Origin of the sequence: Cellulomonas fengjieae (assembly GCF_018388465.1) — a bacterium.
GTDB lineage: Bacteria > Actinomycetota > Actinomycetes > Actinomycetales > Cellulomonadaceae > Cellulomonas > Cellulomonas fengjieae.
In genome coordinates this window covers 3,349,749-3,374,057 of record NZ_CP074404.1, presented here as the reverse complement: position 1 = coordinate 3,374,057, position 24,309 = coordinate 3,349,749, and the positions used below count along the sequence as shown (strand labels likewise).

Sequence of the window (24,309 nt, the reverse complement as noted above, 5' to 3'; positions counted from 1 at the left end):
GACCGACGCGGAGCCCTAGCGTCACTGTCATGACCTCACCGACGCCTCCGAGCAGCGTCTCCGTCTCCGACGACCTGCGCACCGTCGCCCCCGCCTTCACCGACCCACGGGCTCTCCTGCTGGCGCCGGTGTCGGCCGCGACGTGGCGCGGCATCTCCCAGATCGTCGTCGGCTCGTTCGTCCTGGTGCTCGCGACCCTCCTGCTGACCATCGGGCTCTCGCTCGGCCTCAGCCTGGCGATCCTGTTCGTCGGCATCCCGCTGCTCGTCGGCACCCTGCTGCTCTGCCGGCCGTTCGCCCGGCTGGAGCGGGCCCGGCTGCACGCCCAGCTCGGCGTCGAGATCCCCGCGCCCCGGTACCCGCGTCGCGACGGCATCTTGGCGTCCTGGGGCGCGGTCCTGACGGACGGCCGCACGTGGGCGCACGTCGCCTACATCGTGGTCGCCGGCCTGATCCTGACGGTGCAGGGCCTCCTGGTGACCGCCACCGGCAGCTTCGCCCTGGGCGCGCTGGTCTACCCCGTCGTCGCCGTGGCAGGCGACCTCGGCGCGCCGCCCGTGCCGCTGGTCCTCCTGCTTCCCGGAGGCGTGCTGCTCGCGTGGATCACGGCGCTCATCACGCAGGCCGGATCGCTCGCCATGGTCCGCACCGCTCGCGCCCTGGTGGGCGCGTCGCCCCGGGCGGAGGCCGTCGAGGCGGCACGGCAGGCACAGACCCGCGCCGCGCAGGCGCAGGCCCGAGCCACGCAGGCCGAGGGGCGAGCGGTCGAGCTGACCGAGACGCGCACGGCCGCGGTCGGCGCGGCCGACGAGGAGCGCCGCCGCATCGAGCGCGACCTGCACGACGGCGCCCAGCAGCGGCTCGTCGCCCTGGGGGTGGAGCTCGGCTCCGCCCGGCGAAAGGTGTCGAGCGACCCCGACGCGTCCGCGGCCCTGGAGCACGCGCACCGCGAGGTGAAGGAGACCCTGGCGGAGCTGCGCGACCTGGTTCGGGGGATCCACCCAGCGGTCCTCACCGACCGCGGCCTCGACGCGGCGCTCTCGGCCCTGGCCGCCCGCAGCCCCGTCCCCGTGCGCGTGGAGGTGCCCGACCCGCCGTCCCTGGCCCGCGCGAGCGCGTCGGCGCAGGCCGCCGCGTACTTCGTCGCCGCCGAGGCGCTGACGAACGCCGCCAAGCACGCCGAGGCCGGCGCGATCACCGTGCTCGCCGACGTCACGCCCGCAGACACCCTGCGCCTCGTGATCTCCGACGACGGCCGCGGGGGAGCGACCGCGACGCCCGGCAGCGGGCTCGACGGCCTGCGCAGCCGTGTCGCCGCCCTGGACGGCACGTTCGACCTGGACAGCCCGGCCGGAGCCGGCACCCGACTCACCGTGGAGGTGCCGTGCGCATCGTGATCGCGGAGGACTCCGTCCTCCTCCTGGACGGCCTGACCCGCCTGCTCGTGGCGGAGGGCCACGACGTCACCGGCTACACCACGGCCGACGACGTCGTCGCGGCACTCGGGTCCTCGGCCGACGTGCCCGACGTGCTGGTGACCGACGTCCGGATGCCCCCGTCGCACACCGACGAGGGCCTGCGCGCGGCCATCCACCTGCGCAGCCTGCACCCGCGGCTGCCGGTGCTGGTCCTGTCCCAGTACGTCGAGCAGCGGTACGCCCGTGAGCTGTTCGCCGGTGACGTGCGCGGCCTGGGCTACGTGCTCAAGGACCGGGTGGCGGACGTGGACGAGTTCCTCGACGCGCTGGGCCGCGTCGCCCGCGGGGGGACGGTCATCGACCCCGAGGTCGTCGCGCAGATCCTCGCCCGGACGCGCCGCACCGGCCTGGAGACGCTCACCCCGCGCGAGCGGGACGTGCTGGGCCTCATGGCGGAGGGCCGCTCCAACGCCGCCATCGCCGACCGGCTCGTCGTCGGCCTGCCCGCCGTGGAGAAGCACGTCACGTCGATCCTCACCAAGCTCGACCTCCCGCAGGACGCCGACGACCACCGCCGCGTGCTCGCCGTGCTGCGCTGGCTGGAGCACGAACCCACGAACGGAGAACGCACATGACCAGCACCCTGGAACGACCGGCGGACGCGACGAGCGCGGCCCCGCGCAGCCCGGCGGCCCGCGCGCTGACCTGGATCGGCGGCGTCGTCGGTGGCCTCCTGCTGCTGTTCGGGGCATACAGCGCCGTCGACCTGCTCGTGCTGGGGTCGGACGACGTGACCACGGCGTCGCAGGACGCGAGCTACGGTGCCGCGCGGGTGGTGGAGCTGGAGGCCGACGGCCTCGTGACCGTGACGACCGGCGGCGACCGCGTCCAGGTGGCACGGTCCGCCAGGTCGGCGCTGTCGACCCCGACCTACCGGGCCGACGAGTCCGGCGACCGGCTGCGCGTGAGCTACCGGTGCGACTGGTGGCGGCCCGGTTTCTGCAGCACGTCGCTGGACGTCACCGTGCCGGAGGGCACCGCCGTGGTCGTCCGCTCCCACGACGGGTCGGTGACCGCGACGGCGCTGAGCGGACCGCTCGAGATCGATGCCGCCGACGGCGACCCGACCATCTCCGACATCGACGGCGACGTCACGGTCCGCGTCGCCGACGGCCGCGTGGACGTCAGCGACGTGCGCGGGAACGTGTCCCTCCAGTCTGCCGACGGTGCGGTCACCGTCGCGCGCGTGTCCGGTTCGGTCACCACGCGCTCGAGTGACGGCCGGACGGAGATCTCCGGGGTCCAGGGCGACGTCGACGCCCAGGCGGCCGACGGCGACGTGACCGTGTACGGCACCGGCAGGCCCGTGGCGCTCGACATCACGACCGCCGACGGCGGTCAGACGGTGGAAGGGCCGGTCGACCCAACCTCCTCGACGCACGTGCGGATCCGCGTGAACGACGGGCACGCCGCCTACCTGCGCCCCCGCGGCTGAGGCGGCGGGCGGCCCGCGGCAGGGCTCAGCCCTCCGCGGGTTCGCCCGTCGCCCCGTGGCGCAGCGGCTCCTCGTCGTGCCCGCCCGTGGACTCGCGGGCCACGATGTGGAACGCCGCCTTGTGCAGGCGGGGGGCTCGTGGCGCACCGCTGCCGGACTCGATCCGCTCGACCAGCATCGCGACGGCGGTCTCGGCGATCTCGTCCCGCCCGGGATCCACGCTCGAGAGCGACGGCGTGGTGAAGCGACCGTCCGCGATGTTGTCGAACCCGATCACGGCCACGTCGTCCGGTACGCGGCGCCCGGCCTTGCCGAGTGCCCGCAGCACGCCGATGCCGAGGCTGTCGTTGAGCGCGAGGACGCCGTCGAACTCGAGGCCCGAGTCGAGCAGCTCGCGCATCGCGTCGGCGCCGTTCTCCGGGTGCCAGGGCGCGACGGCGCGCTCGAGGCGTCGCTCCTGCGGGACGCCGGCCGAGTCCAGCGCCTCCCGGTAGCCCTGCACCCGCAGGTCGGACGGGCGCAGCTGGCCGGTGCGCCGGTCGGGGTGCGCGCCGACGACGGCGATCCGGCGGCGGCCCAGGCCCAGCAGGTGCTCGACGGCCGCACGTGCGCCCTCGACGTTGTGCATCGTGACGTGGTCGCTCGGCCCGCCGAAGATGCGCTCGCCGAGCAGCACCAGGGGGTACTCGACGTCACCGAGCAGACCGCGGTCCTCGGTGCCCAGGTGCTCGGGGCTGAAGAGCAGGCCGTCGGTCTGCCGCAGCCCGCGGGTGAGCACCGCCATCTCGTGCTCGCGGTCCGCGCCGGCCTGGCCGATGATCACGCTGAGGTGGCGACGCTCCGCGGCCGCGATCACCGCGTCCGCCAGCTCGGCGAAGTAGGGCTGGCGCAGCTCGGGCACGGCCAGGCCGATGACCCCCGTCCGGCCCGAGCGCAGCCCGCGGGCCGACAGGTTCGGACGGTAGCCGAGGTCGGCGATCGCCTGCTGGACGCGTGCGCGCGTCGTCGGATGCACGTGCGGGTGGTCGTTGACCACGTTCGAGACGGTCTTGTTCGACACGCCCGCGAGGAGCGCGACATCGCGCATGGTCACACTCACGACGGCAGCTCCGCGCTCTCGTAGTCCCGCCGGACGCACTCGTGGACGTCCCCCGGCGCATCATCGTGTCCCGGAGCCGGGTCGGCATCCGTTCCGCCGCGACGCCGAGGGCGCGCCCGGGTCTCCCGGCCGACGCAAGTCCCAGAGCGTACAGCGCGCCGGGGCCGCATCGTCCCGGCTGACGCTGCGACGTCGCGGGCGTGCCCCACACCGACCGGACCAGGCACGCAGTGAGCGACACGGTCAGAGGTTGACAGCGACGGTCATCGAGGGCAATGCTGGCGGGGCGCAGTTACGACGTCGTAATAACGCAGGTCACAGCTGTATAACGTCACAGTTGACGTTGTACACGCCGGACCAGTGAACGTCGGCCCGAGGGCGCATCGCACAACGAGACACGGTCGTCGAGTCTCGTGAGGCGTCCGGAACCCCTGGAGAGCGGGAGTACGAAGTGGCACGGTCGCACGGGCGCCAGGCGCCGCCGAAGACATCAGGCAGGCGTCCTCTGCGGGCCCTGCTCTACTCCCAGCGCCTGGCCCCGTACTTCTTCATCGCCCCGTTCGTCATCACCCTGCTCGCGTTCTGGGCGGTACCGCTCGTGCGGACCTTCATCATGAGCACGCAGGAGGTGGTGTTCGGCGACGCCAGCTTCGTCGGCGCGGACAACTACGAGCGCCTGTGGCGGGACCGGGTCTTCTGGCAGGCCATGTCCAACAGTGCGCGGTACATGGTCCTCACGCTCCTCCTCCTGATCCCGGTACCGCTGGCGCTCGCCGCGGTGATCAACTCCAAGCTCGGCAGTGAGCGGCTCAAGGGTCTGTTCAAGGCGTCCCTCTTCGTGCCCGCCCTCACCTCGATCGTGGTCGCCGGCGTGATCTTCCGGCTCATGTTCGCCGAGAGCAGCACGGGCCTGGTCAACCAGGCAATCGGCCTGTTCGGTGCCGACCCGGTCCGCTGGCTGCGCACCGACACGGGGGGTCTCGTCGCGCTCCTTGCGCTGGCGATGTGGCGGTACACCGGCGTCAACATCCTCTACTTCCTCGCCGGCATGCAGTCGATCCCCGACGAGTACTACGAGGCAGCGTCGATCGACGGCGCCGGGAAGGTGCGGCAGTTCTTCTCCATCACGGTGCCGAACCTCAAGCCGACGTTCGTCTACGTCACGACGATCAGCATCTACGGCGGCCTGGCGATGTTCCTCGAGAGCTTCATGCTCTACGCCGGCAACAACTCCCCGAACAACCAGGGTCTGACGGTCGTCGGCTACCTGTACCGCAGAGGGATCGAGGAGAACGACCTCGGGTTCGCCTCCGCGGTGGGCGTCGTGCTCCTCATCGTGATCATGGCGATCAACCTGACCTACCTGTCAGCGACCGGCACGTTCAAGAAGGAGGAGTCGCGATGAGCGCGCCCACCACCGCGGTCACCCCGTCGCCGACGACCCCGCGTCGTCGGGGCGGCCCTCGGGAGAAGCACCCGCTGCCGCAATGGCTGTTCGCGACCATCCAGGGCTGCTTCCTGGTGGCCATCGCCCTGATCGTGCTCGTGCCGCTGGTCGCGATCTTCGTCGCGACGTTCCAGGACGGCAACGAGATCATCCGCAACGGGCTCTCGTTCGACATCGACGTCGACGCCCTGTCGCTCCAGAACTACGTGATGCTCTTCACCGACTCCGGGCCGTACTTCCGGTGGTTCCTCAACTCGGTGGTGGTGACGGCGGTGCAGGTGGCCGGCACGCTCCTGGTCAGCTCGTTCGTCGCCTACGGGTTCGCGATGTACGACTTCAAGGGCAAGAACGCCTGGTTCGTCGCGGTGCTGCTGCTCATGACGGTGCCGTTCGAGATCATGATGCTCCCGCTGTTCGTGATGGTGAACGACCTCGGTCTCGCGGACAACTACGCCGTGATCATCTTCCCGTTCCTCGCGGCCTCCGTGACGATCTTCTTCTTCCGCCAGTACTTCCTGGGCATCCCCAAGGAGCTCCTCGAAGCGGGCCGGGTGGACGGCGTCACGGAGTTCGGCATCTTCTTCAAGCTCGTGCTGCCGATCTCGAAGCCTGCTCTCGGCGCGATGGCGATCCTCAACGGGATGGTCATCTGGAACAACTTCCTGTGGCCGCTGCTCGTGCTGCGGTCGAGCGAGAAGTTCACGCTCCCCATCGGGCTGAACACGCTCCTGACCCCCTACGGGAACAACTACTCGCTGCTCATCATCGGCGCGTTCTTCTCGCTGCTCCCTGTCCTCGTGCTGTTCGTCGCCTTCCAGCGGTTCTTCGTCGCCGGGATGACGGCCGGCGCAGTCAAGGGCTGACCGAAACCCACCGCAACACGAAAGAACACGAAAGAACGGAGTCACATCATGGCTGTATCGCGAAGGTTCCTCCCGCTTGCTGCGGCAGGCGTCGCAGGCCTGCTGATGCTGTCGGCATGCAGCGGCGGCGCAGACAGCGACGCCGCGCCGGCCGCTGACGGTGAGGCCACCACGCTCGACATGTGGGTGTTCGCCGAGCTGCACGCGGCCTACTACGAGCAGATGGCCGAGGAGTGGAACGAGCAGAACCCGAACCGCCCCGTCGACCTCGACGTGACGGTGTACCCGTACGACGACATGCACAACAAGCTGCAGCTCGCGGTCAACGCCAAGGCGGGCCTGCCCGACGTGGTCGACATCGAGGTCAGCAAGTTCTCGAACTTCGTCACGGCGGACGGCAAGACCCCGCTCATGGACCTGAGCGAGGCGGCGAAGCCCTACCAGGACGACATCGTCCAGGCGCGGCTGGACCTGTACAGCCGGGCCGACGGCATGTACGGCTTCCCCATGCACGTGGGCGCGTTCGTGGCGTTCTACAACACCGCGCTGCTCGAGGCCCAGGGCATCGACTACACGACCATCGAGACCTGGGACGACTTCGAGGCTGCCGGCGCGGCGTACAACCAGGCGACGGGCAAGGCGTTCGGCGTGGCCAGTACGAGCGTCGACTTCGTGGAGCCTCTCATCGTCGCGCAGCTGGGCGGCAGCTTCTTCGACGAGGACGGCGCCGTCGCGGTGAACAGCCCGGAGGTCGTCGAGGCCCTCGAGCTCGAGCAGCGGATGCTGGACGCGGGCGCGATCTCGACGATCCCCGGTGGCGGACCCGACACGGACGAGGCGTTCGGCGCCATCAACCGCGGCGACTACGCGGCCATCGTCTACCCCGCCTGGTACACGTCGCGGTTCGTCGACTACATGCCCGACCTCGCCGGTGACGTGGCCATCGCCCCGGCGCCCGTGATCGAGGGCGGTGACGTCGCGACGATCGGTGGCGGTGGCACCGGTACCGCGGTGATCGAGTCGTCGAAGAAGAAGGACTTCGCGGCGGAGTGGCTCGCGTTCGCCAAGCTCTCGCCCGAGGCGAACGTCGCCGTCTGGGAGGTGCTCGGCTTCGACCCGGTGAACATGTCGGTGTGGGAGAACGAGGCAGTCACGCACAACCCGGACAACAAGTTCAACAAGTACTTCAAGACGAACCTGTTCGACGTGCTCAACGAGGTCAAGGCGGACATCGGCCACTTCGGCGCCTTCACCAACCCGAACCTGCCCAAGGTCGACGACATCTTCACCACTGTCACCTGGACGCAGATCTTCGAGAACGGCATGGCGCCCCAGGAGGCGCTCGACCAGGCGCAGAAGGACCTGGAGAACCAGATCGGCAAGTAGGTCCCTGATCCCGGGCGCCGGCGTCCGCCGGCGCCCGGGATCGCACCAGCACGTCACCGTCGTCGGTCGACCAGATCCGGCGCGCGAGTTCCACCACACCCCAGGAGTAGCAATGCAGAGCGGCACGCTGTCGATCGACCCCGCCTTCGTCGTGGCACCCGTCAACCGCCGGGTCTTCGGGTCGTTCGTCGAGCACATGGGTCGGTGCGTGTACGGCGGGATCTTCGAGCCCGGCCACCCGACGTCCGACGACGACGGGCTGCGCGGCGACGTCCTGGAGCTGGTGCGCGAGCTCGGCGTGACCGCGGTGCGCTACCCGGGCGGCAACTTCGTCTCGGGGTACCGGTGGGAGGACGGGGTCGGCCCTGTGCAGGACCGGCCGACGCGGCTCGATCCCGCCTGGCGCACCATCGAGAGCAACGCGTTCGGCCTGAACGAGTTCATGACCTGGGCCCGCAAGGCCGACGTCGAGCCGATCATGGCGATGAACCTGGGGACGCGCGGCATGCAGGAGGCGCTCGACCTCCTGGAGTACGCCAACCACCCGCACGGCACCGCGCTGTCGGACCTGCGGGTCGAGCACGGCGTGGCCGAGCCGCACGGCATCCGGATGTGGTGCCTCGGCAACGAGATGGATGGGCCGTGGCAGCTCGGGCACAAGACCGCCGCCGAGTACGGGCGCCTCGCGGCCGAGACGGCGCGCGCCCTGCGCCAGCGTGAGCCCGACCTCGAGCTCGTCGCGTGCGGGTCGTCGGGGCGCTCCATGCCCACGTTCGGCACGTGGGAGGCCACCGTCCTGGAGCACAGCTACGACCTGGTGGACTACATCTCGGCCCACGCGTACTACGAGCTGGCCGGCGACGACGTCGCCAGCTTCTTGGCCTCGTCGGTCAACATGGACCGGTTCATCCGGGACGTGGTCGCCACGGCGGACCACGTCGGCGCCACCCTCAACTCCTCCAAGACGATCGACATCGCCTTCGACGAGTGGAACGTCTGGTACCAGAGCGCGCTGCAGAGCGACGAGACGCCGGGGGACTGGACCGTCGCGCCGCGGCTGAGCGAGGACGCGTACACGGTGCTCGACGCCGTCGTCGTCGGCTCGCTGCTCATCACCCTGCTCCGGCACAGCGACCGGGTGACCGTCGCCTGCCAGGCGCAGCTGGTCAACACGATCAGCCCCATCCGCTCGGAGCCGGACGGCCCCGCGTGGCGCCAGTCGATCTTCCACCCCTTCGCGCTCACGGCGCGGCACGCCCAGGGGCAGGTGCTGGACCTGCGCGTCGACGCGCCGACCCTGGTCACGGCCCAGCACGGCGAGGTCTCGGTCCTGGACTCCGTCGCCACCTACGACGCCGACACCGGTCGGCTGGCGGTCTTCGTGGTGAACCGGAACCCTACCGACGCCGTCGACTTCTCCACCGACCTGCGTGGCTTCGGCGAGGCCAGCCTCACCGAGGCGGTCCTCCTGGCGGACGACGACCTGTTCGCCGCCAACACCCAGGAGGACCCCGACCGCGTCGTTCCGCGCTCGCACCCCTCCAGCACGGTCGCCGGCACGACGCTGCGCGCGCAGCTTCCGCCCGCCTCGTGGAGCATGTTCCTGCTGCAGGTGGCCCGCTAGGCGCTGGCGGCCACGGAGGGGGAGAGCCATGTCGGCGACTGACGGGTTCGGGTACCTGCTCGTGCACTTCGTCGAGGACCCCGACGGGTACGGGGAGCAGGTCTACTTCTCCCTCAGCGACGGCGACGACCCGTGCGCGTGGGTCCGGCTCAACGGGGGAGCGCCCCTGCTGCGGTCGACCGTGGGCACCACCGGGATCCGCGACCCGTTCGTCGTGCGGGGACCTGACGCGTTCTACATCGTCGCCACGGACCTGCGCATCTACGGCGGGGACGACGCCGGCTGGGACGCGTGGACGCGCCACGGGAGCCGCAGCATCCTCGTGTGGCGATCGACCGACCTGGTGACGTGGTCGGAGCCGTGGGCCCTCGAGGTCGCACCGCCCGAGGCGGGCATGGCGTGGGCTCCGGAGGCCGTGTACGACCCGGACCGGGGCGAGTTCCTGCTGTTCTGGTCCTCGGCGCTCTACGAGCCGGACGACGTCGAGCACCGCGGGGACTCCTACAGCCGGGTCCTCGCGGCCTGGACGCCGGACCTCCGCCGGCTCGGGGACACGCAGGTGCTCATCGACCGGGGCACCGGCGTCATCGACACGACGATCCTCGTCGAGGACGGCATCGTGCACCGCATCTCGAAGGAGGAGTCGTTCGCGCCCGGCTCGCTGCGTGTCTACCACGAGACCGGGCCGGCGCTCCTGTCCGGCGGGTACCGCACGGTGGCGACGCGCATCGGTGCCGACGCGCACGACAGGCTCGAGGCGCCCGTGCTCTTCCGGGACCACCACGACGACGTCTGGTACCTGTTCGTCGACCAGTACTCGCGGCGCCCGCAGGGCTACGTGGGGTACCGGACGACGGACCTGACCTCCGGCCGGTGGGAGCCGATCCCGACGGACACGTTCCGCATGCCGCCCGACACGAAGCACGGTGGTGTGCTGCCCTTGTGCGGTGACGAGTGGGCACGCCTCCGCGCCGCCTACCCGGCGTGACCCCCATGCACGGCCGCACCCCGACGACCGAAGGTTGCACCCGATGACGCACTACCACGTCGCCACCACGGGCTCCGACGACCACGACGGCTCCGCGGCGTCACCTCTGCGCACCATCAACCGCGCCGCCGCGCTGGCGCGCCCGGGCGACACCGTCCGGGTCCACGAGGGCGAGTACCGCGAGTGGGTCACCCCGGCGCGCGGCGGCCTCAGCGACCAGCGGCGGATCACCTACGAGGCGGCGCCGGGCGAGCGGGTCGTGATCAAGGGGTCGGAGCGCATCACCGGCTGGACGCCGGTGACGGGGACCGTCTGGAAGGTCGTCATCCCGCAGACGCTGTTCGGCGACTTCAACCCGTTCGCGCACGAGGTCCAGGGCGACTGGCTCATCCCCCCGGCATCCGGCGAGCGCGCGCACCTCGGTGACGTCTACCTGGAGGGGCGCAGCTTCTTCGAGGTCCACGACGTCGACGCCCTCACCGACCCGCCGCGGCGCACCGAATCCGTCGACGGATGGACCGAGACGTCCGAGCCGATCGCCGACGCCGACCAGACGCGCTACGTCTGGTACGCCGAGCCTGGGGAGACGTCGACGACCCTGTGGGCGAACTTCCACGGCGCCGACCCCAACGTCGCGCTCGTCGAGGTCAACGTGCGCCGGTCGGTGTTCTCCCCGACGGAGCACCACCTCGACTACATCACGGTGCGTGGCTTCGAGATGGCGCACGCCGCCACGCCGTGGGCACCGCCGACCGCGGACCAGCCCGGGCTCGTCGGGCCCAACTGGGCCAAGGGCTGGGTCATCGAGGACAACGTCATCCACGACGCCAAGTGCTCGGCGATCTCCCTGGGCAAGGAGGCGTCCACCGGGCACAACTACTCGACCGAGCGCGGCGACAAGCCCGGCTACCAGTACCAGCTCGAGTCGGTCTTCGCCGCGGAGCAGATCGGCTGGGACCGCGAGCACATCGGATCGCACGTCGTGCGTCGCAACACGATCTTCGACTGCGGCCAGAACGCGATCGTGGGACACCTCGGCGCCGTGTTCTCCACGATCGAGGACAACCACATCCACCACATCGCGACCAAGCGCGAGTTCTACGGGCACGAGATCGGCGGGATCAAGCTCCACGCCGCCATCGACGTGCAGATCGTGCACAACCGGATCCACGACTGCACCCTGGGGATCTGGCTCGACTGGCAGACGCAGGGCACCCGCGTGACGCGCAACCTGCTGTACGCGAACACCCGGGACCTGTTCGTCGAGGTCAGTCACGGTCCCTACGTGGTGGACCACAACATCCTGGGCTCGCGGGCGGCTCTGGAGGTGTTCAGCCAGGGTGGCGGCTTCGTCCACAACCTCGTGGCGGGAACGGTCCGGCTCGAACCCGTGATCGACCGCGCGACCCCGTACCACCGGCCGCACAGCACCCAGGTCAGCGGGTACGCGGTGGTCTACGGCGGCGACGACCGCTACCTCGGCAACCTCTTCCTGGGCGGCGACGCCGACCTGGCGTACCGGCCCGGCACGGCGGCGCGTGACGGGGCCACGTTCGGCACGCAAGGGTACGACGGGCATCCCGCCACGCTCGCCGACTACCTGGGTGGCCTGCGCGAGGGCGAGGGTGACCACCGCCGATTCCACGGTCGCGCGCAGCCCGCGTACATCCACCACAACGCGTACGCCAACGGCGCCACCCCGTACGAGTCGGAGACGGAGCCGGTCGTCCTGGGTGAGCCGGTCGCGGTGCGCGTCGTCGACGAGGGGGACCGCGTCTACCTCGACCTCGACGTCCCCGCGGACGCCCTGCCGGTCCGGTCCGGCCCGGTCACCAGCGCCGACCTGCCGCCCGTGCGCTTCGTCGGCGCCGACTTCGAGGAGGCCGACGGCTCCGCCCTGGTGCTCGACACCGACCTGCTCGGCGCGGTGAAGACCGCCGGCACGGACTACCCGGCCGGCCCTCTCGCGACGCTGCCGGCCGGCGCCGGCCGCATCCGCGTCTGGTGACCCCGCCGCGCGCGCGGTCCATCTTCAGCCGACGTCCGCCCCCGTGAGCGGCATGCCGCTGGAAGGATCGAGCGCATGGTGAGGATGGTCGACGTGGCCCGGCAGGCCGGCGTGTCGCCCATGACCGTGTCGAACGTCGTCAACGGTCGGCCCGGCGTCAGCCCCGGCACCCGCGCGCGCGTCCTCGCGGCGGTCGCGGAGCTCGGCTACGAGGTCAACGCGACCGCCCGCAGCCTGCGCACCGGCCGGACCGGAGCGGTCGGCCTCGTCCTGCCGGACCTCGAGGGTCCGTACCACGCGCACCTGTTCAACCGGCTCGCCGCGGGGGCCGAGAGCCACGGCTGGCACCTGCTCCTGCAGCGCACCGGCGGCAGCCGCGAGGGCGAGCTGGCGGCGATCTCGCCCGCGCACCTGCGCCGGTTCGAGGGCGCGATCGTCAACCTCGTCCGGCTCCGTCCCGCGGACCTCACCCGGCTGCGGTTGGAGATCCCGGTGGTGTTCATCGGGGAGAGTCCGGTGCCGCGCAGGTTCGACCACGTGATGATGGACAACGTCGGCGGAAGTCGCGCCGCCACGAGCCGCTTGCTCGGCACGGGGTCCCGCCGGGTGGCGATCGTCGGCGGTGGGCACGAGGACACCGACGACATGGCCTCGCTGCGCACCCGCGGCTACCGCGAGGCCCATGACGACGTCGGCCTCGCGGTCGACCCGGGCCTCGTCATCGAGGTCCCCTCCTACTCGTCGGACCAGGGTCATCGCGCGGTACTCGCCCTGCACGAGCGCGACCCGTCCTTCGACGCGGTGTTCTGCGTGACCGACGCGCTCGCGATGGGAGCGCTGCGAGCGTTAGCGGACCTCGGCCTGCGGGTGCCGGGGGACGTGCAGGTGATCGGGTTCGACAACGGTCCCGAAGCGGAGTTCACGGTTCCCCGGCTCTCGTCGGTGGAGCCGGGCAACGAGGCGATCACCGACCAGATCCTCGCGGTGCTCCAGCAGCGAATCCGTGCAGACGGTGCAGGGGGATCGCGTCCACCGGCGACGAACACGGCCGGCGCCCGGCTCGTCCTGCGGGAGAGCACGCGCTGATCCGGTGCGGCGCGGCCGCCCAGATGCCTAAAGACATGGCCCCTGTCCTGCGTTTCCGCAGGCCAGGGGCCATTCTTGCTGGTCGGGGTGGCGGGATTCGAACCCACGACCTCTTCGTCCCGAACGAAGCGCGCTACCAAGCTGCGCCACACCCCGTGGAGCCTGGTAAGGATAGCCGACGACCAGGGCTGGGACGAAACCGGATCAGCCGTGAGCGGGCGGAACCAGTGTGAGGAGCGTCGCCTCCGGCCGGCACGCGAAGCGCACGGGCGCGTACGGCGACGTGCCGAGCCCCGCGGACACGTGCATCCACGTGGATCCCGCGCCCCCGGGCTGGTCCGGACGCGGCCCGGGCCAGCCGTGCAGGCCCTTGGCGCGGCGCGTGTCCAGGTCGCAGTTGGTGACCAGCGCGCCCCAGAACGGCAGCGCGAGCTGACCGCCGTGCGTGTGGCCGGCGATGACGAGGTCGACGTCGTCGGCGTGCATGGCGTCCAGCACGCGCCGATAGGGGGCATGGGTGACGCCGAGGTGCAGGTCGACGGGTGTGCCGCCGGTGCGGGCGTCGTCGGGTCCGCCGGCCGCCGGGAACTCGTCCCGGTCCAGGTGCGCGTCGTCGGTGCCGACGAGCGACAGCACACGGCCGTCCACCTTGAGCACGTCCCGGCGGTTGGACAGGTCGACCCAGCCGGCGGAGCGGAACCGCGAGACCAGCTCACGCCAGGGCAGCTCGGTCGGCGGCGCCGCGGGCCGGCGACGGGCGTCCGGCAGCAGGTAGCGGGCCGGGTTCTTGGGCATCGGCGCGATGTAGTCGTTGGAGCCGAGCACGAACGCGCCCGGGACCGCGAGGTGCGGTTCCAGGGCGTCCATCAGGTCGGGCATCGCGTCCAGGTGGGCCCAGTTGTCGCCCGTGTCGAGCACCAGGTGCGGGTCCAGCGTCGCCAGGTCCCTGACCCAGTCGACCTTGTGCCGCTGGCCGGGGGTCAGGTGCAGGTCCGACAGGTGCAGGATGCGCAGCGGGTCCTGGCCCGCGGGGAGCACGGGGACCGTCACCTCCCGCAGCGCGTACCAGCGCACCTCGACCAGCGACGCGTACGCGAGCGCACCCGCGCCGGCCGCCGCCAGGGCACCGGTGGCGCGGGCCGCGCCCGACAGCGTGACCGCCACTAGCGGTTCTGTCCGGGCGGGTTGCCCGGTCCTGGCCTGTTTGCGCCCGGCCCCCCCGGCAGGCCGGGCTGCTCGGGCGCCGGCGGAGGCGCGGCCGGCTGACCGTTGGACAGTGTCAGCGTGACCCACGACCCCTTGACCGCAGTGCCCGACGGGCTCTGTGCGGCCACCGTGCCCGCCGGGAGCGACGAGCCGACCTGCTCGGGGGCGACGGAGGTCCTGAACCCGGCTCCGCCCAGCCGGTTGCGCGCGTCACCCTCGCTGAGCCCGACGACGGACGGCACGGCGACCTTCTCGCCGAACACCTCCTTCTCGGCCGGGGCCGCGAAGTCGGGGTTGGCTCCGCCGTCGCTGAGCGCGGTGGTCATGAACCGCTTCCAGGTGGGAGCCGCGACCGACGAGCCGAAGGCCCGGCGCACGAACTTGCCGCCGATCCAGACGTCCTTGACCGGGATCATGCCCTCGCTGTGGCCCACCCAGACGGCCGCCGCCAGGCGGGGCGTGTAGCCGACGAACCACGTGTACTCGTTCTCCGACGTCGTGCCGGTCTTGCCGGCCGACGGGAACGGCGGGGCGCCGACGGACTCGGCGGTGCCCTTCCAGACGTTCGACATCGCGAAGTTCATGGCCCTGGCGATCTGCGGCTCGAGCGCCTGTGTGCAGCCCGCCTGCGGAACGGGCAGGGACGCGCCGTTGGTGTCGACGACGCTGACGATCGCGATGGGCTTGCAGAACATGCCGTCGGCGGCGAACGCGGCGAAAGCGGCGGCCATCGTGAGCGGCGCGACCCCGTCCGACCCGAGCACGTTGGCGGGCAGGACCTTGAACGGCTCGCCCGTGTTGGCCTGGTGGATGCCCAGCGAGGTGGCCGTGTCGATCATGCCGCAGAGGTCGATCTTGGTGGCCATGGCGATGTAGCCGGAGTTGACCGAGTTCTTCGTCGCGTCGAGGACCGACATGACGGCGCCCTTGCCCTCGGCGTTGCCGAACTTGTACGGGGGACCGGCGAGCCGGGTGCACGAGGCGTTGAATGCCGACATCGGGTACTGCATCGGCGTGCCGTTGATGCTCTCGTTGAGGCTGTGGCCTTCCTTGAGCCACTGCGCCAGGGTGAACGGCTTGAACGTCGAGCCCGGGGCGAACCCCTTCGAGGCGCCGTACGCCGCGTCGGTGTTGTAGTTGACCGCGTCCTCGCCCGGGCCCGGGTTCGACGTGGGGTTGAAGTTGGTGGTCTGCGCCATCGCGGTGATCTTGCCGGTGTGCGGCTCGACCACCGAGATCGCGGACTTCACGCCGGACGGGTCGCCGACCGGCACGCCCGCCTTGACCTCCGCGTCGGCCGCCGCCTGCTGCCGGGGGTCCAACGTCGTCGTGATCGTGAGGCCGCCGCGGTACAGCAGCCCCTTGCGGGCGGCTCGGTCGGCGCCGAACGCCTCGTCGTTGAGGATCACCTTGGTGACGTAGTCGCAGAAGTAGCCCGACCCGGGGACCGCGTCGCCGGCGGTCATGCAGCCCTGCTTCAGGGGCTGCGTGTGCATGGTGTCGACGAGAGGGGTCGCGACGCCCGCGGCGTACTCCTCGGCGGTGATGTAGCCCTGGTCGCGCATGAGCTGCAGGACGATGTTGCGACGACTCTGCGAGGCATCCGGGTAGAGCACCGGGTCCCACTTGGTCGGGCTCTGCGTCACGCCCGCGATCGTGGCGGCCTCGAGGTAGTTGAGGTCCTTGGCCGGCTTGCTGAAGTAGTACTGCGCGGCCGACTCGGCGCCGTAGACGGAGGCGCCGAACGGGGCGATGTTCAGGTACTTCTCGAGGATCTGCTCCTTCGTCTCCCTCTTCTCGAGGGCGATGGCGAGCTTCGCCTCGCGCAGCTTGCGGGCGTACCCCTCGGCACCCTCGGCCTCCTGCGCGGCGCGGATGGCCTCCAGCCGCTCCGCCTCGGTGTCCTTGGCGAGGGCCGCGTCGATGAGGACGTTCTTGACGTACTGCTGGGTGAGCGTCGACGCGCCCTCCTGGCCGCCGTCGGTCTCCATCTGGTTCTTCACCAGGGCGCGGAGCATGCCCGTGGGGTCGACCCCGGCGTGCGTGTAGAACCGCTTGTCCTCGGTGGCGATGACCGCCTGCTGCAGGAGCGGCGAGATCTCGCTGAGCGGGACGACCACCCGGTTCTGGTCGTAGAACGTCGCCAGCAGCTGGCCGTCCGCCGCCCGGATGACCGACTTCTCCGGAAGCGGCTTCTCCTGCAGCTCGGTCGGCAGGTCGTCGAAGGCGGTGACGGTCAGGTCGGTCACCCCGTTGGCGACGGCGACTCCGGGCAGGACGAGACCGGCGGCGAGCACCCCGCCCACACCCGCGACCAGCGCGAAGGTGAGCAGAAGGGCCAACGCCTGGAAGGCGTTGACCTGTCGGCCGCGCTGGCGCGCAGGGTTCGGCATGCCGTCAGGGTAGTCCGCCGCCCCGTCCATCCTCGCGTGGAACCGCGGCACCCGGTCGACCTGCACGGGACCTGCACAGGCGTGACGGTCCCGATGACCTGGTCACACGTCCACCTGACGAAATTACCCGAACGGAGTCTCGCCACGGGGGTGCTTCACCCAGTAGTTTCCCCGAAGAACTCGGGTGCGGACGCCACGGCACGCCCCCTCGGTGTGCGGGAGGCTCAGTGACCACAGTCGCGCAGGACGCGCACTGGACCGCCGGCGCGGCGTGCGCGGCGGACAAGATCTCGCCCGACGCCCTCTTCGTGGAGGGAGCCGCACAGCGGGAGGCTCGTGCGGTGTGCCACACGTGCCCCGTCCGGCTCGCCTGCCTCGCGGACGCGCTCGACAACCACATGGACTTCGGGGTGTGGGGCGGGATGACCGAGCGGGAGCGCCGGGCGCTCCTGCGGCGGCGGCCGGATGTGCGGTCGTGGCAGAGCGAGCTGGTCGGGCGGGACGTCGTCGACGCGCTGTGAGAGCGCTCCGACGGGGGGACGGGCCCTAGGCTGGCTCTCATGGCAACGACCTGGGAGTACGCGACGATTCCGCTCATCATCCACGCCACCAAGGCGATCCTCGATCAGTGGGGTGCAGACGGGTGGGAGCTCGTCCAGGTGGTGCAGGGCCCGGACGCCGGGCTCGTGGCGTACCTCAAGCGGCCCCGGCAGTCCTGATGGGCGCCGCAGCACGGCTGGCAGCGCTCGGTCTGGAGCTCCCGCAGGTGGCGCTCCCGCTCGCGGCCTACGTGCCGGCCGTGCGGTCCGGTGCCTACGTGTACACCTCCGGTCAGCTGCCGTTCGTCGCGGGCGCCCTGCCGGCGACGGGCAAGGTGGGTGACGGCGACGGGCTGGTCTCGCCGCAGGACGCCGCGGACTGTGCCCGGATCTGCGCGCTGAACGCCCTGGCCGCCGTCGCCGCGGTGGTCGCGGCCGACGGCGGGCCCCACGGCGCCGACGCGCTGGACCGGATCGTGCACGTGACCAAGGTCGTCGGCTTCGTGGCGAGCGACCCGACGTTCACGGGTCAGCCCGCCGTCGTCAACGGCGCGAGCCTGCTGCTGCACGAGGTCCTCGGCGAGGCGGGTGTCCACGCGCGTTCCGCGGTGGGGGTCGCCGTGCTGCCGATGGACTCGCCAGTCGAGGTGGAGATCGTCGTCGAGCTGGGCTGACGACCGCCCGGCCCGACGCCGGCTCAGCGGGCTCGGCGCTCGAGGCGTTCGACGTCGAGCAGCACGACCGCGCGGCCCTCGCGGCGGACCCAGCCGCGGGCGGCGAAGTCGGCGAGCGCCTTGTTCACCGTCTCGCGCGAGGCGCCGACCAGCTGGGCGAGCTCCTCCTGCGTGAGGTCGTGGGCCACGCGGATGCCCTCGTCGACCTTCTCGCCGAAGCGGGTCGACAGGTCGAGCAGCGCCTTGGCGACGCGGCCGGGGACGTCCGAGAACACCAGGTCCGCCAGCGCCTCGTTGGTGCGACGCAGCCGGCGGGCGAGCGCCTGCAGCAGGTGCTGCGCGACGGTGGGCTTGTCCTGGAGCCAGCGGATCAGGTCGCCGTGCCCGAGCTCGAGCACCACGGCGTCGGCGACGACGGTCGCGGTCGCGGTGCGGGGGCCGGGGTCGAACAGGCTGAGCTCGCCGAACATCTCTCCCGGGCCGAGGACGGCCAGCAGGTTCTCGCGTCCGTCGTTGGAGCGTCGGCCGAGCTTGATCTTGCCCTCGCGCACCACGTAGAGCCGGTCGCCGGGCTCACCCTCGTGGAACAGGGCGTCCCCGCGGGCGACGTCGATCGCCTTCATGGTCGCGACGAGCGCCTCCGACGCTTCCGGGTCGAGCCCGGCGAACAGCGGCGCCGACAGCACGATGTCGTCCTCCACGGGGACACCTCACCTTTCTGGCCGCGACAACCCGGGTGGCCCCGGTGGCGGCATCGTTCTCGACAGAGCTCAGACGAGCCCGCCACTTCGCAGCGGCGTGGTCGGCTCTCAGTCTGCCCCATGCCGGGCGTCATCCGCGGCTCGGAGTCTCCGGGAAGCCCGCGAGGGCGACGTGCGGGTCCGCGGCGAGGCGTTCGATGAGGCGATCCGTGGCGCGGGAGAGGGCGTCCTCCACCCCGGCCGCGTACAGGGCGAGCTGCGTGTCGAGGGCGCGCAGCTCGCGCAGCCGCTCGACGTCGACGACCGGTCCCCCGGGCAGCAGGTCCGCGAGCGTGGCCGGGCGCGGCACGTCGATCCCGACGTCCAGGGGGAGCTGGAACGCCATCTCCTCGCCGAGCGGGTCCGGACGCGTCACCTGGGCGACCGCAAGGTCGAGCCGGGCGCGCACGAGACGCTGCCACCAGGTGACCCGGGCGTGCTCCGCGCGCAGGGCACGGCGGTCGAGGCGAGGGTCACTGGCCCGCTGCTGGACTGGCGACGACATGGGAGCAGCTCCTCCTCACAAGGGACTACCCGAGATTCGACCCCGCTGGCCACCACCTTGAGGCGGGGCGAACGAAAGCGCCCCGGATCACTCCAAGGGAGCAACGTCCCAGGTCAGATGGCACTTCGAGGGCCTGTGGGCGGTCCGTCGTAGGCTGCCGAGGTGATCGCAGCCGCGGAGGAGTCCGCCCTTGCCCGCACCCGCCGGGCCCGGCGCATCGACCGGGTCCTCGCCGTGCGCTACCCGGACGCGCGCTGCGAGCTGGACTTCACCTCACCGTTCGAGCTCCTGGTCGCCACGGTGCTCTCGGCGCAGACCACGGACGTCCGGGTGAACCTCACGACGCCGGTGCTGTTCGCGCGCTACCCGGACGCGGCCGCGCTCGCTGCGGCGAACCCCGAGGAGCTCGAGGAGATCCTGCGCCCGACGGGGTTCTTCCGGGCCAAGGCCAAGTCGGTGACCGGGCTGTCGCGGGAGCTCGTCGAGCGGTTCGGCGGGGAGGTCCCGCCCCGGCTCTCGGACCTGGTCTCGTTGCCCGGGGTCGGGCGCAAGACGGCGAACGTGGTGCTCGGCAACGCGTTCGGCATCCCGGGCATCACCACCGACACGCACGTCATGCGGCTCTCGAAGCGGCTCGGGTACACGGTGAGCGACGACCCGCTGGTGGTCGAGCAGGAGCTCGGCGCGCTGCTGCCGCGGGCGGACTGGACCATGGCGTCGCACCGCCTGATCTTCCACGGCCGGCGGACCTGCTTCGCGCGCAAGCCCGCGTGCGGGGCGTGCCCGGTGGCGGCCATGTGCCCCTCGGCCGGCATCGGGGAGATCGATCCGGTCCGCGCACTGGCCATGGTCAAGCAGTGACGGTCAGGCCGTGCCGACGACCTCGTCCAACCACGTGAGCAGCAGCTCGGTGACTCGTTCGGGCTCCTCCTCGGCGAGGTAGTGACCGGCCCGCGCGAGCAGCTCGAACTGGTACGGCTTCGCGACCAGCGCGCTGGTGTCCCTGGACAGGGCCGCGCGGAAGGCCGGCCGCAGCCCGTCCCGTCCGCCGTGCAGCTGCAGGACGGGCAGGGGACGCGTGCGCTCCGCCAGGGCGGCGTGGTAGCGCCGACCGTCGAGACGCGGCATGGAGCGGACCAGCCAGCGCAGCTGCTCCATCTGGCTGTGCGCGGCGAACGGCACCCGCGCCGCGGCACGGTACGTCGCCTCCGTACGGGCGTCGGGCCAGCCCGGGTCGCCGCTCCACTCGTGCAGGAGCTGGGTCAGCAGGTCGCCGTGCGTGAGCGCGCGCTCGGGCGCCGACGGCAGCTGGATGAACGCGAGCCGCCGCAGCGCCGACGGCCGGATGGCCACCCGGGGGTGCCCGCGCGCGTCCAGCGGGTGCGGGGCCGAGAGCACCGCGACGGCGCGGACGCGGTCGGGGTGCAGGCCGGTCATCGCCCAGGCGATCTCCCCGCCGGTCCCGCTGCCCACGACCACGGCCTCCGTGGCGCCGAGCGACTGGACGACGCCGGCGACGTCGGCCGCGAGAGTGGGGATGTCGTTGCCGATGGGCGGCTTGTCGGAGCCACCCGTCCCCCGCAGGTCCATCGCGGCGACGCGGTAGCCGGCGTCGCCGAGCGCGGGCAGCTGGTGGCGCCACGCCCACCAGAACTGGGGGATGCCGTGCAGCAGGACGACCAGCGGGGCGTCGCGGTCGTCGGGTCCGGCGAGCGCCACGTGGAACCGGGCGCCGTTCGCGGCCACGTAGCGGTGCTCCCAGGGGCCGTCGATGAGGAGCGTGGCGGAGTCGACGGTGCTCATCGGAGCCGAACCTACCCGGTCCGGGGGGTCTCGCGTGAAGTCGTCGCCGCGGTTCGGGCGTGATACCGGTCGCGTTGGTACAGGGCGGCACCGCCCAGCACGGCGGCGACGAGGGAGGCGCTGAGCACCGCGACCACCACGTGGTTGTCGTGCGCGCTGCCGGCACCGAAGGCCAGCTCACCGACCAGCAGCGAGACGGTGAACCCGATCCCGCCCAGCAGCCCGACGGCGCCGACGTCCGCCCAGCCGAGCCCGGGCGCCAGCGTGGCGCGGGTGAACCGGGCGACCAGCCAGGTGGCACCCAGGATGCCCAGCGGCTTGCCCAGCACGAGCCCGAGCGCGACGCCCTGGGCCGCCGGGTCGCCGAACGTCGACCGCAGGGCCTCGGCGCTGAGGGTCACGCCGGCGGCGAACAGCGCGAACACGGGCACCGCGAGACCGGCCGACAGCGGTCGCCAGGTGTGCTCCCACCGCTCCGCCAGCGACTCGCGCGGGACCGCGGTGAGCCGCAGCGCCCTGCGGGTGGCCTCGGGGGTCCCGGGGACGACGAGCCCGAGCGCGACCCCGGCGATGGTGGCGTGCACGCCCGACGCGTGCACGGCCGCCCAGGCGGCCACAGCGAGCGGGACCAGCAGCCAGCCACTGACCCAACCGCGCCGGATGAGGAGCGCGAAGACCGCGATCGCCGCTGCGCCGGCGCCGAGCCACAGCGCGGAGACGGACTCGGTGTACGCGACACCGATGACGATGATCGCCAGCAGGTCGTCGACCACGGCGAGGGTGAGCAGGAAGGCGCGCAGGGCGTTGGGCAGGCTCCGTCCGACGATCGCGAGGACGGAGACCGCGAACGCGATGTCTGTCGCCGTCGGCACGGCCCAGCCGTGCGGGGCCCCGTCGGTCGCGGTCAGGTTGACGGCGAGGTAGAGCCCGGCGGGCACGAGCATGCCGCCGACGGCCGCGACGATGGGCACGATGGCGGTGCGCGGGTTGCGCAGCTCCCCGGCGACGATCTCCCGCTTGAGCTCGAGCCCGATGACGAAGAAGAAGATCGCCAGCAGGCCGTCGGTCGCCCAGGCGGACAACGTGAGGTCGAGGTGCAGGGCCGCCGGTCCGACGACCCGGTCCGAGACGCCGGCGTACGACGACGGGTCGAGGTTGGCCCAGAGCAGGGCGACGACGGTGCCGGCGAGGAGCAGGGCGCCCCCGACCCGCTCCTCGCGCAGCGTGTCGAGCAGGTTGCGCTCGGAACCGGGGGAGAGGGCGGCGAACAGGCGGGCGGCTGGCGTAGGCATGGGAGACCTCCGGGCAGGCGTAAGGGACTGCCGACCAGACTTCCCGGCGCACCAGGAGCCAGGTTACGCGTCCGCGGGCTCCGGGACCTCCGACCGGCCGTCGACCGCGCCGCGGCGGTCCTTGGGCGGGTCGAAGCGGTAGCCGACGTTGCGGACGGTTCCGATGAGCTGTTCGTGCTCGGGGCCGAGCTTGGCGCGCAGCCGTCGCACGTGCACGTCGACCGTCCGGGTGCCTCCGTAGTAGTCGTAGCCCCAGACCTCCTGCAGCAGCTGGGCGCGGGTGAACACGCGGCCCGGGTGCTGGACGAGGTACTTGAGGAGCTCGAACTCCTTGTAGGTGAGGTCGAGCGGGCGACCGCGGAGCCGGGCGGTGTACCCGCCGGCGTCGATCGTGAGCTCGCCGGACGAGATCTCCTGCGGAGCGTCGTCGTACCGGGTGGTGGCGGCACGCTCCATGACGAGCCGGAACCGCGTCTCGACCTCGGCGGGGTTGGCGGTCTCCAGGATGATGTCGTCCGCGCCCCACTCGGCGGTGACGACCGTGAGGCCACCCTCGGTCAGCACGAGGATCAGCGGGACGGTCAGGCCCGTGGCGCGCAGCAGCCGGCACGTGGTCCTGGCGGTGACCAGGTCGCGTCGTGCGTCGAGCACCACGATGTCCGCATCCGGCGCATCCACCAGAGCCGAGGGTTCGACGGGGAGCACGCGGACACGGTGGGACAACAGACCGAGTGCCGGGAGCACCTGGGCGGAGCCCCCGGACGCTGGAGTGAGCAGCAGCAGGTCTGCCACCTGGGACCTCCCCGCGAGCGAGTGGGGGACACGGTACCGCGCGGGCAACCGTGGGTGCGTCACGGTGTCGGGTGATGGCGGGCGGTGCCGCCCGGCGGCATGCCGGGGTGCGACAATCTGCGGCGTGCCCTCCTTGCAGACAGCTGGTCCGCGCCCGCACGCCGCGTCTCCGCGCGGCACGTCCGTGACCCCGGTCGAGGGACGGTAGAGGGCGCGTGCAGCTTGCCACCAGAGCCGTCGTCACGGCGGTGCTCGCCACCGCCGTGGCCGTCGCCGGCTACGTCGGCGGCCTCCCGCTGAGCATCACCGCCGCCGTGCTCGCCGTCGCGCTCGCCGTCGGCTGGCCGGCGCTCGCGGGCCTGCCCTTCGCGCCCGGCTCGGCGGTGGTCGTCGCGCTCGGCGGGGTCGGGGCCGTGGCCGTGGTCCACCTCACCGACTCGGAGCCGTACCTGCGGCACCTGCCGGTGGTGTTCGCCGGGGCCATCCTGCTGGCGTTCGTCAACGAGCTCCTGCGCCGTGACGGTCGCACGCGGCTGGTCGAGTCGGTGTCCGGGACGGTCGCCGGGACCCTGGTCGCCGCAGCGGTGGCCGGCTGGGTCGCGATCGGCCGCACGCCCGACGGCGAGCCGATCGCGGTGGTCGGGGCGCTGTCCCTCGCCGTGGGGTCGGTCGTCGTGGTGCTGCACCTGACGCCCTGGATCGGCGCCCTGGTCACCGCAGCTGCCGCGGCCGGTGCCGGCGCGCTGGGAGGCTTCCTGCTGCCCGGGATCGACCCGCTGGCGGGCGTGATCCTGGGCCTCGCGGTCGGCGTCCTCGTCGCCACCCTGCACGCGCTCTTCGACCAGCTGCCCTCGCTCGAGCGCCGGCTCCCGTCGCTCGCCGTCGTGACCCTGCCGGTCACCGTGACGGGGATCCTGGTCTACGTCGTGGGCCGCGTCCTGGTCGGTTGAC

General features: G+C 72.0%; 23 protein-coding genes and 1 tRNA gene. 15 read left to right on the top strand and 9 right to left on the bottom strand.

The genetic code is table 11. From position 1 onward, the window contains the following. Positions 1-29 precede the first annotated feature (29 nt). Genes KG102_RS15590 through KG102_RS15580 form a run of 3 tightly spaced genes read left to right on the top strand, consistent with a single transcriptional unit; the run spans position 30 to position 2,913 of the window. Positions 30-1,397 (top strand): sensor histidine kinase, encoded by a 1,368-nt coding sequence (locus tag KG102_RS15590; RefSeq protein WP_208288165.1) that lies wholly within the window; start codon positions 30-32, stop codon positions 1,395-1,397. Continuing rightward, positions 1,385-2,053, top strand: a complete 669-nt coding sequence (locus KG102_RS15585; protein WP_208212835.1) for a response regulator — start codon at positions 1,385-1,387, stop codon at positions 2,051-2,053. The genes KG102_RS15590 and KG102_RS15585 overlap by 13 nt, the downstream gene beginning before the upstream one ends. Next, positions 2,050-2,913, top strand: a complete 864-nt coding sequence (locus KG102_RS15580) for a DUF4097 family beta strand repeat-containing protein (RefSeq protein ID WP_208212834.1) — start codon at positions 2,050-2,052, stop codon at positions 2,911-2,913. Before KG102_RS15585 ends, KG102_RS15580 begins: the two co-directional genes overlap by 4 nt. Before the next feature lie 25 nt (positions 2,914-2,938). Here KG102_RS15580 and KG102_RS15575 read toward each other — a convergent pair whose 3' ends face one another. Beyond that, complete coding sequence (locus tag KG102_RS15575) at positions 2,939-4,012, bottom strand: LacI family DNA-binding transcriptional regulator (RefSeq protein ID WP_208212833.1); 1,074 nt, start codon at positions 4,010-4,012, stop codon at positions 2,939-2,941. A 451-nt stretch (positions 4,013-4,463) separates the two neighbouring features. Between KG102_RS15575 and KG102_RS15570 the strand changes: the two genes are divergently transcribed. The 7 genes from KG102_RS15570 to KG102_RS15540 all read left to right on the top strand — a co-directional run bounded on the left by KG102_RS15570 (position 4,464) and on the right by KG102_RS15540 (position 13,414). Then, on the top strand, positions 4,464-5,417 hold the full coding sequence (locus tag KG102_RS15570; protein ID WP_249667357.1) for a carbohydrate ABC transporter permease: 954 nt from the start codon (positions 4,464-4,466) through the stop codon (positions 5,415-5,417). Continuing rightward, a complete protein-coding gene (locus KG102_RS15565; RefSeq protein WP_208288166.1) occupies positions 5,414-6,322 on the top strand; it encodes a carbohydrate ABC transporter permease in 909 nt (302 codons plus the stop codon). The genes KG102_RS15570 and KG102_RS15565 overlap by 4 nt, the downstream gene beginning before the upstream one ends. Before the next feature lie 48 nt (positions 6,323-6,370). Next, positions 6,371-7,708: an ABC transporter substrate-binding protein gene (locus tag KG102_RS15560; RefSeq protein WP_208288167.1), complete on the top strand. Its 1,338-nt coding sequence runs from the start codon at positions 6,371-6,373 to the stop codon at positions 7,706-7,708. 112 nt (positions 7,709-7,820) lie between these two features. Then, positions 7,821-9,332 carry an arabinosylfuranosidase ArfA gene (arfA, locus tag KG102_RS15555; protein WP_208288168.1) on the top strand — a complete coding sequence of 504 codons (1,512 nt, stop codon included), beginning with the start codon at positions 7,821-7,823 and terminating at the stop codon, positions 9,330-9,332. 28 nt (positions 9,333-9,360) lie between these two features. Beyond that, positions 9,361-10,320, top strand: coding sequence for a glycoside hydrolase family 43 protein (locus KG102_RS15550; protein ID WP_208288169.1), 960 nt, complete (start codon positions 9,361-9,363; stop codon positions 10,318-10,320). A 43-nt stretch (positions 10,321-10,363) separates the two neighbouring features. Further along, entirely contained in the window at positions 10,364-12,328 is a 1,965-nt protein-coding gene (locus KG102_RS15545; RefSeq protein WP_208288170.1) for a right-handed parallel beta-helix repeat-containing protein, read from the top strand. A gap of 75 nt (positions 12,329-12,403) precedes the next feature. Further along, on the top strand, positions 12,404-13,414 hold the full coding sequence (locus tag KG102_RS15540; RefSeq protein ID WP_208288171.1) for a LacI family DNA-binding transcriptional regulator: 1,011 nt from the start codon (positions 12,404-12,406) through the stop codon (positions 13,412-13,414). 79 nt (positions 13,415-13,493) lie between these two features. On the opposite strand, the gene KG102_RS15535 is transcribed toward KG102_RS15540, so the two are convergent. The 3 genes from KG102_RS15535 to KG102_RS15525 form a co-directional block, all read right to left on the bottom strand. After that, positions 13,494-13,570: transfer RNA gene (locus KG102_RS15535), tRNA-Pro, on the bottom strand. A gap of 48 nt (positions 13,571-13,618) precedes the next feature. Further along, positions 13,619-14,578: a metallophosphoesterase gene (locus KG102_RS15530; protein ID WP_249667356.1), complete on the bottom strand. Its 960-nt coding sequence runs from the start codon at positions 14,576-14,578 to the stop codon at positions 13,619-13,621. Next, entirely contained in the window at positions 14,578-17,013 is a 2,436-nt protein-coding gene (locus KG102_RS15525; RefSeq protein WP_208212826.1) for a transglycosylase domain-containing protein, read from the bottom strand. Before KG102_RS15525 ends, KG102_RS15530 begins: the two co-directional genes overlap by 1 nt. A 227-nt stretch (positions 17,014-17,240) precedes the next feature. Here KG102_RS15525 and KG102_RS15520 point away from each other — a divergent pair, with 227 nt between their 5' ends. The 3 genes from KG102_RS15520 to KG102_RS15510 are packed head-to-tail and all read left to right on the top strand — an operon-like array spanning position 17,241 to position 18,226. Beyond that, complete coding sequence (locus KG102_RS15520; RefSeq protein ID WP_208212825.1) at positions 17,241-17,534, top strand: WhiB family transcriptional regulator; 294 nt, start codon at positions 17,241-17,243, stop codon at positions 17,532-17,534. A gap of 39 nt (positions 17,535-17,573) precedes the next feature. Continuing rightward, positions 17,574-17,732 carry a DUF4177 domain-containing protein gene (locus KG102_RS15515; RefSeq protein ID WP_208212824.1) on the top strand — a complete coding sequence of 53 codons (159 nt, stop codon included), beginning with the start codon at positions 17,574-17,576 and terminating at the stop codon, positions 17,730-17,732. Beyond that, positions 17,732-18,226, top strand: coding sequence for a RidA family protein (locus KG102_RS15510; protein ID WP_208212823.1), 495 nt, complete (start codon positions 17,732-17,734; stop codon positions 18,224-18,226). Before KG102_RS15515 ends, KG102_RS15510 begins: the two co-directional genes overlap by 1 nt. 23 nt (positions 18,227-18,249) lie before the next feature. Here the strand turns inward: KG102_RS15510 and KG102_RS15505 are convergent, their stop codons facing one another. Beyond that, positions 18,250-18,927 carry a Crp/Fnr family transcriptional regulator gene (locus KG102_RS15505; protein WP_208212822.1) on the bottom strand — a complete coding sequence of 226 codons (678 nt, stop codon included), beginning with the start codon at positions 18,925-18,927 and terminating at the stop codon, positions 18,250-18,252. Between the two features lie 130 nt (positions 18,928-19,057). Next, positions 19,058-19,471, bottom strand: coding sequence for a hypothetical protein (locus tag KG102_RS15500; RefSeq protein WP_208288172.1), 414 nt, complete (start codon positions 19,469-19,471; stop codon positions 19,058-19,060). 162 nt (positions 19,472-19,633) lie between these two features. Between KG102_RS15500 and nth the strand changes: the two genes are divergently transcribed. Continuing rightward, positions 19,634-20,332 (top strand): endonuclease III, encoded by a 699-nt coding sequence (gene nth / locus KG102_RS15495; RefSeq protein WP_372438140.1) that lies wholly within the window; start codon positions 19,634-19,636, stop codon positions 20,330-20,332. 3 nt (positions 20,333-20,335) lie between these two features. Here the strand turns inward: nth and KG102_RS15490 are convergent, their stop codons facing one another. The 3 genes from KG102_RS15490 to KG102_RS15480 form a co-directional block, all read right to left on the bottom strand. After that, positions 20,336-21,274: an alpha/beta fold hydrolase gene (locus KG102_RS15490; protein ID WP_208288173.1), complete on the bottom strand. Its 939-nt coding sequence runs from the start codon at positions 21,272-21,274 to the stop codon at positions 20,336-20,338. 11 nt (positions 21,275-21,285) lie between these two features. Then, entirely contained in the window at positions 21,286-22,566 is a 1,281-nt protein-coding gene (gene nhaA / locus KG102_RS15485) for a Na+/H+ antiporter NhaA (RefSeq protein ID WP_208212819.1), read from the bottom strand. A 63-nt stretch (positions 22,567-22,629) separates the two neighbouring features. After that, positions 22,630-23,358 carry a winged helix-turn-helix transcriptional regulator gene (locus KG102_RS15480; protein ID WP_208212818.1) on the bottom strand — a complete coding sequence of 243 codons (729 nt, stop codon included), beginning with the start codon at positions 23,356-23,358 and terminating at the stop codon, positions 22,630-22,632. 215 nt (positions 23,359-23,573) lie between these two features. Between KG102_RS15480 and KG102_RS15475 the strand changes: the two genes are divergently transcribed. After that, on the top strand, positions 23,574-24,308 hold the full coding sequence (locus KG102_RS15475) for a hypothetical protein (RefSeq protein ID WP_208288174.1): 735 nt from the start codon (positions 23,574-23,576) through the stop codon (positions 24,306-24,308). The last annotated feature ends 1 nt before the right edge of the window (position 24,309 follow it).